This is a genomic window from Xenorhabdus eapokensis (assembly GCF_001908105.1).
In genome coordinates, this window is sequence record NZ_MKGQ01000062.1 from 1 (window position 1) to 7067 (window position 7067).

A 7067-nucleotide genomic window follows, 5' to 3' on the forward strand; every position below is an offset into this window, starting at 1 on the left:
ATACGATAAATTAGCCCGAAATTATGCCAGCATGTTGGCGCTGGCATTTGTCATGATATGGCTACCCATGTGGGTTGAGTAAAGGATAAACGGTAAACGTCAACACGCCCTAGCCTTTATTATTATGGCAGCCGTTCTGCTATTTGATATCAAGCCAGTCTATCATTTTGAAGATATTGACGTACTTGATCTACGGGTATGCTATAACGGTGAATGGTTTGTCAACGAGCAAGTTTCTAAGAAAGCTATCAATAAGATACTCACTCATCCCCAAGTGCCGAACACAATCAAAGATGACATCAAGCATATTATGCAAAAGAAACAGAGAATTTGTTTTTATGATGTGTTTATGCTCGCGTGTTCTGAACAATCACCTTATGCTCAATCCATTAACATGGTTAATAAAAGTGCAGGAATCTAATAAATTCAATAGCATAGTACAATAAGAAACCAACAAGCTCACATGATGAGCAACTAGTTGAGGAAAAAGAATTTTTGCGTTGACACCATTCCAGTTCATCGCTAATATTCGCCCCGTTCTCAGGAACAACCCAATTCCTCCATAGTTCAGTCGGTAGAACGGCGGACTGTTAATCCGTATGTCGCTGGTTCAAGTCCAGCTGGAGGAGCCAAATTTGAATATCTCGCCAGATAAGTTGGCGTGATATTAGAGTTGGGTAAAGTAACTTTACCTAAACCTTATCAAGCGGCTTCCCAATCGGGAAGCCGTTTTTTTCATCCTGCTTTTCTACTTCTCACTTTTAAAATCAACGTGTTCTGTACTCATTACCAGCATCTATTGAAAACCAATCCTGCACATATCTATTTTGTAAGATCTGTCATTATTTACTCAGAATTTAAGAAAAAACAGAGATAAAGTAATAAATAAGTTCATTTTTTGAGTATAAACAACAAGAAATAAAAATTATAAAATAAATAAATTTTCAATTTATTAGCTATTTTTTAAGAAAAATTAACAAAAAAACGCCACTTTGACGAAAAACAAATCAATCAGTTTTATTTTTTATTTTTTTACTTTACAACATCAAACCATTCACTGTAATATTCACCCCGTTCTCAGGAACAACTTAATTCCTCCATAGTTCAGTCGGTAGAACGGCGGACTGTTAATCCGTATGTCGCTGGTTCGAGTCCAGCTGGAGGAGCCAAATTCTTAGAAGTCCCGATTAGCCTTGCTGGTCGGGATTTTTTCTTTTGGGCACCAATTGTGATCCATCCCCTTTTATCTCCATCCCTTTATTTTCCGTTTCTCCTCTATTTCAAATAGCTTGGCCGACGTAATTGCCTATGCTAAAAGCATAAAAAGATCAAAAACAACCCAATAAGCGCATATTGCGAGCAATCAAACAGTTATTATTATTTTCTGCTTTGACAAACGAGAAAAATGCCGTTAGTATTCACGCCGTCTTAAAGGAGTTCCTCCATAGTTCAGTCGGTAGAACGGCGGACTGTTAATCCGTATGTCACTGGTTCGAGTCCAGTTGGAGGAGCCAGATATTCTGAAAAGCCTGATTAGTTTAGCTAATCAGGCTTTTTGCTTTCTGATTTTCAGTTTTTTATCTTTTCCCTTCTTAATATTTTTCAGTAAGTTTTCTTCTGATTTTTTCTTCCGGTTACTTACTCCTATGCCCTGCTTCTGTTCCGCAATTTACCGTGACCAGTCAATTTTAGTCAAAAAACGCACACGGAGACCAGATTATCAGCAATCAAACGGTTATAACTATTTTCTGCTTTGACAAACGTAAAAAATGCCGTTAATATTCGCACCGTCTTGAAGGAGTTCCTCCATAGTTCAGTCGGTAGAACGGCGGACTGTTAATCCGTATGTCGCTGGTTCGAGTCCAGCTGGAGGAGCCAAATTCAATTCACCCTCGTGTTGTTACTTCTAGTTTTTTATTTTTTGATACGATAATTCCCTCTGAATACCCTAACCCAAAATAGACTTAAAATTCTGAATCTTATAAAATTCAGAGAATATTATCATTCAATAATAGCTATTTAGCTGTTTTCACTTTATCATTCTCCTCCGGCTTAAGGATTGCTGCATCAGCATCCATCGTTTTTCACTTATATTCTGGAGCCGGTTCCATGACCACTGAATCATATACAATTAAAATCCGCCGCCCTGACGACTGGCATGTCCATTTTCGTGATGGCGATATGCTAAAAACCATCGTACCCCATACCAGCCGTTTTTTTGGCCGAGCTATCGTCATGCCTAACCTTGTCCCTCCAGTGACAGATGTTGCCAGCGCCAAAGCCTACAAGAAGAGGATAATTGCAGCTACTCCGTCAGATCATCATTTCCAACCTCTTATGACTTGTTATCTGACAGATTCAACAGCCAGCGATCAAATTGAGATGGGCTATAAAGAAGGTATCTTTACCGCCTGTAAACTCTATCCCGCCAATGCAACAACGAATTCCAGTCACGGCGTTTCTGATATCAAAAAGATCTATCCATTATTGGAGACCATGGAAAAAATAGGTATGCCATTGCTGATCCACGGGGAAGTTACCGCCTCCCATATTGATATTTTTGACCGTGAGGCGCGCTTTATCGAGCAGATATTGGAACCATTACGTCAGCAATTTACTGAATTAAAAATTGTTTTTGAACACATTACAACCAAAGAAGCCGCAGAATACGTTCTTGAAGGCAGCAATAAATTAGGTGCGACAGTGACACCGCAGCACTTAATGTTCAATCGTAACCACATGCTGGTTGGTGGTATTCGTCCCCACCTTTACTGTTTGCCTGTACTAAAACGCAATATTCATCAGGAAGCTCTCCGGACAGCAGTTGCCAGTGGTTGTAATCGCTTTTTCTTAGGCACGGATTCCGCTCCTCATGTACTGCACCGCAAAGAATCTTCTTGTGGTTGTGCGGGCGTTTTCAATGCTCCAACCGCCCTTGCAGCCTATGCCACTGTTTTTGAAGAAATGGGTGCGATGGAATATTTCGAGTCCTTCTGCTCCCTGAATGGCCCTGCATTTTACGGTTTGCCAGTTAATGATGGCTTTATTGAACTCACTCGCAAACCAACTCCCGTTGTTGAATACATCGAGTGTGGTGACGAAAAGTTAGTTCCATTCCTTGCAGGGGAAGATGCAGGGTGGGATGTAAGGGTATGTAAGTAATTTTCACGCTCCTTCGTGCGGAAACTGTTCTTTTTTCCGCACGATTCCAGCATTTTTATAAAAAAACAGAAATAACCAACAATGATCCCCTTCAGTTCTGATGCAAAAAAATCCTGCTTTTTTCACTTCTTAGATTGCCAAAAAGGTTTATACTGCTAAGGGCTTGTCTTAGACGAGACTTTTGCTCTTAGTCAATTATATCAATAATGATTCTGTAGTCTGATTAGGAGGTTACATGGGAAAAGAAAATGAAATAATTCAAACCCATCCTGTTGTAGGCTGGGATATCAGTACTGTCGATGCCTATGACGCCATGATGATACGCCTTCATTACTCATCCACCCAAGATCAAACAACAGAAAATGTCAGTGTTGACAAAACGTTATGGTTAACAACAGGCGTAGCTAAACAACTTATCCTCATTTTACAAGCTGGGATTGAAAAAATAGAATCCTCGGGATACAGCCAACTTGATCATATTAAACATTAACAATAAATAGCTTTAAAACTTCCAACACATTCGGACACTCAATATATTGAGTGTCCCAAATGCACAACCGAACGCATATTAATCAATAAAATTATCCATATGGTTTATTATCCTTCATATATTGTATTATACACTCGTGCTCGTCCACCAATGCTTAACTATTAAGCTAATTATTTAAATATTTTTGTTAAGCCTTTTGAATAACCTATTTTATTATAAATAATCTGATACTATTTATAGCTAATAGCTCTCAAGTTGCCAAACAGAGACAATTGGACAAACTCCCATCCACATAATTGTTATATGTGAATGGGATAAATAAACCCCAAAAATAAAGCTGCGATTTGAAAAATAGAACGATACTACTTAAAACACGACTATTTAATAGATTGCAGTGATGTAATATTCAAACCATCATTTAATCGATAGCGGGACTTATTAAAAATCTTTGTTCCATTCTCTCTTCCTGCACGACGAGCCCGCTGTTCTTCTTCTGGCAGTTTCATCTCTTCACGGCAAGTATCGCTGCAACAACCTTCGAAACGCGCTGCACAAGATGGACACTGAATAAATAACAAATGACAACCATCGTTCTTACAGTTGGTATGGCTATCACACGTCGCTCCGCATTGGTGGCAGTGAGCAATAACATCTTCAGTAATACGCTCTCCCATACGCTCATCGAAGACAAAGTTCTTGCCAACAAACCGAACGGGTAATTCTTGCTCTTTCGCTTTACGAGAATACTCAATAATACCACCTTCTACGTGGTAAACTTTGCTAAAGCCGTTATGCAACATATAAGCACTTGCTTTTTCGCAACGAATTCCGCCAGTACAGTACATAACAATATTTTTATCTTTATTGTCCTTCAGCATTTCTACAGCCATCGGTAACTGTTCACGAAACGTATCTGATGGAACTTCAATCGCGTTTTCGAAATGCCCAACTTCATATTCATAGTGGTTACGCATATCGACAAAGACGGTATCAGGATCATCCAACATCTGGTTAACCTGTTCCGCCTTCAGGTATTCGCCTGTTTTAGATGGATCAAAAGTTTCATCTTCAATGCCATCGGCAACAATGCGTTCACGCACTTTCATACGCAATACCCAGAATGACTTACCATCATCTTCCAGCGCAATGTTAAGGCGTAAATTATATAATGCCGGATCGGTCTCATCCAATAATGCCTTCAATGCATCGACATTTTTGGAAGGCACACTAATTTGTGCATTGATACCTTCTTTGGCGATATAAACCCGCCCGAAGACAGATAACTCGGTAAACTTTTGATACAGGCTGTCGCGAAAAGTCTGTGGTGCAGAAATGGTGAAATATTTATAAAAAGAGATAGTAGTGCGCGGCCCAATTTCAGCCAACATGCGTTCTTTCAACTCTTTATTAGAAATACGGTTATGTAACACTGGCATGGTGTACTTTCCTGAATTTCGATTAAAAAAATAAAAAATCCAATGGTCGTCCCATTGATGGCTGGATATCATAACGAAAATGGCTGTTAGCGGGTAGTGATTTATGTTTTTCCATCACGTCGATCCTGTGAGATGGTAACTATGATGCGGTCAGAAGTAGAGAAACCTTGCCAAACAGTAAATCTGGAGAACGAATTATCACCAAACTAAATATTTAGTGCCTCAAAATTTCGATATTCTACTAAAAAGTGTCACAATACGCCGATACGATTTTTAGAATCTATCTTAGGCATCTATGATTCAGACAGATGAAACCGATTCAAAATAACAAATAACATACAGAAAACACATGATACAAGCACCTCCTTTTTGTCGTTCACTGTTACATCCCCGCTACTGGCTGACTTGGCTAGGTATTGGCATACTTTACTTACTGGTTTTACTACCTTACCCAGCAATTTATTGGATGGGAACCCGACTTGGTCGACTATCGCTACGTTTCTTGAAAAAACGAGCCAAAGTTGCAGAACGCAATCTGGCACTGTGTTTCCCTGATATGCCAGCAGAGAAAAGACATGAATGGCTAATCAGAAATTTCGAATCTGTTGGCATGGGCGTGTTTGAAACCGGAATGGCCTGGTTTTGGCCTGACTGGCGGATAAAGCGCTGGTTCAAAGTCACAGGAAGGGAACATATCCAAAAAGTACAATCCACAGGCCAAGGAATTATCGTCATTGGTATCCATTTTTTAACACTGGAATTGGGAGCACGTATTTTTGGTATGCTGAACCCAGGTATTGGTGTTTATCGTCCAAATGACAATCCTGTCATGGATTGGCTACAAACTTGGGGACGTCTCCGTTCCAATAAATACATGCTGGACAGGAAAGATGTTAAGGGCATGATCCGATGCCTAAAAAATGGTGAAATTGTTTGGTACGCTCCTGATCACGACTATGGCCCACGTAACAGTGTATTTGCCCCATTATTCGCTGTTGAACATGCTGCAACCACGACTGGAACCTCAATTCTCGTCCGTTTGGCCAAACCGGCATTGATCCCTTTTACTCCGCGAAGGTTACCCAATGGAGAGGGTTATGAGTTAATTATTCAACCCGCTGTAGAAAATTTTCCTCTACAAGATGAGATCGAAGCAGCGACCTTCATGAATAAAGTGATCGAAAAGGAAATTATGCAGGCACCTGATCAATATATGTGGTTACATCGCCGTTTCAAAACTCGCCCTAAAGGTATGCCATCTTTGTATGGTGACAACGATAATATTCACTGATAAACATCATCTGGCTGTTATTTTTTAAGTAACAGCCAATATCTTTCTTCAATAATTCAGTATACCTCCTTCTGGATTTATTTACGTCTCTGCAATATTTCTGGGACAGACAAAAATAAATCTATTGCCTTTATATGATTTATGATTAATAAAGAATAATTATTTATCTTATAAAAAAGATTATAAAGAATAGAATTTTTTTCAAGTCAAGCTTTCCCCTCATATAACAACTATTAAATTCTAAAATTGCGATTCCTATCAATTTTCGTTCTAAAAAGTAGAATATAAGATAGAAAATGTGCTTTGTGCAGATGAAAAACACAAAGAACATGTTAAAAATACACCAACAATTAAGTAACAACGTTATAAGAAGACGTTAATAACGTACTTATAAAACGATCTTTTCTAGCTTGTAAAACATTCCATCATGAAGATGGATTTTTAGGAAAAATTATTAGATGAAATCGTCAACCAATAACAGAAATAGCAGAACCTTCTTTGGACATCCTTATCCACTTAGCGCCCTTTTTATGACAGAAATGTGGGAACGATTTTCGTTCTATGGTATCCGTCCCCTTCTTATTTTATTTAAGTCCTCAAGAGAAATTAATTGCAAATTGGTCACCATAACCAGCTAATAATGTATTGATCTCATATTCCATGGTTTCCTGAGTCCAGGTGATAAAAC

At 38.9% G+C, this 7067-nt stretch carries 5 protein-coding genes, 4 tRNA genes and 1 pseudogene; 9 read left to right on the top strand and 1 reads right to left on the bottom strand.

Features of this window, described 5'->3' with window-relative positions; translation table 11 throughout:
- From Xedl_RS25975 to bssS, 8 genes and pseudogenes are all read left to right on the top strand, one after another.
- Nucleotides 1-82: pseudogene (locus tag Xedl_RS25975) on the top strand (IS5/IS1182 family transposase); the annotation flags it as partial.
- A gap of 36 nt (nt 83-118) precedes the next feature.
- A complete protein-coding gene (locus tag Xedl_RS18675) occupies nt 119-421 on the top strand; it encodes a YlaC family protein (protein WP_279625378.1) in 303 nt (100 codons plus the stop codon).
- A 135-nt stretch (nt 422-556) separates the two neighbouring features.
- A tRNA-Asn gene (locus Xedl_RS18680) sits at nt 557-632 on the top strand.
- A 461-nt stretch (nt 633-1093) separates the two neighbouring features.
- Nucleotides 1094-1169: transfer RNA gene (locus Xedl_RS18685), tRNA-Asn, on the top strand.
- A gap of 269 nt (nt 1170-1438) precedes the next feature.
- Nucleotides 1439-1514, top strand: a tRNA-Asn gene (locus Xedl_RS18690).
- A gap of 288 nt (nt 1515-1802) precedes the next feature.
- Nucleotides 1803-1878: transfer RNA gene (locus tag Xedl_RS18695), tRNA-Asn, on the top strand.
- Between the two features lie 231 nt (nt 1879-2109).
- On the top strand, nt 2110-3162 hold the full coding sequence (pyrC, locus tag Xedl_RS18700; RefSeq protein WP_074025232.1) for a dihydroorotase: 1053 nt from the start codon (nt 2110-2112) through the stop codon (nt 3160-3162).
- A gap of 235 nt (nt 3163-3397) precedes the next feature.
- Entirely contained in the window at nt 3398-3652 is a 255-nt protein-coding gene (gene bssS / locus Xedl_RS18705) for a biofilm formation regulator BssS (protein ID WP_074025233.1), read from the top strand.
- Between the two features lie 377 nt (nt 3653-4029).
- Here the strand turns inward: bssS and trhO are convergent, their stop codons facing one another.
- On the bottom strand, nt 4030-5088 hold the full coding sequence (gene trhO / locus Xedl_RS18710; protein ID WP_074025234.1) for an oxygen-dependent tRNA uridine(34) hydroxylase TrhO: 1059 nt from the start codon (nt 5086-5088) through the stop codon (nt 4030-4032).
- Between the two features lie 349 nt (nt 5089-5437).
- Here trhO and Xedl_RS18715 point away from each other — a divergent pair, with 349 nt between their 5' ends.
- The gene (locus tag Xedl_RS18715) at nt 5438-6379 is read left to right on the top strand and encodes a Kdo(2)-lipid IV(A) acyltransferase (RefSeq protein ID WP_074025235.1); all 942 of its coding nucleotides are present in this window, start codon (nt 5438-5440) and stop codon (nt 6377-6379) included.
- The last annotated feature ends 688 nt before the right edge of the window (nt 6380-7067 follow it).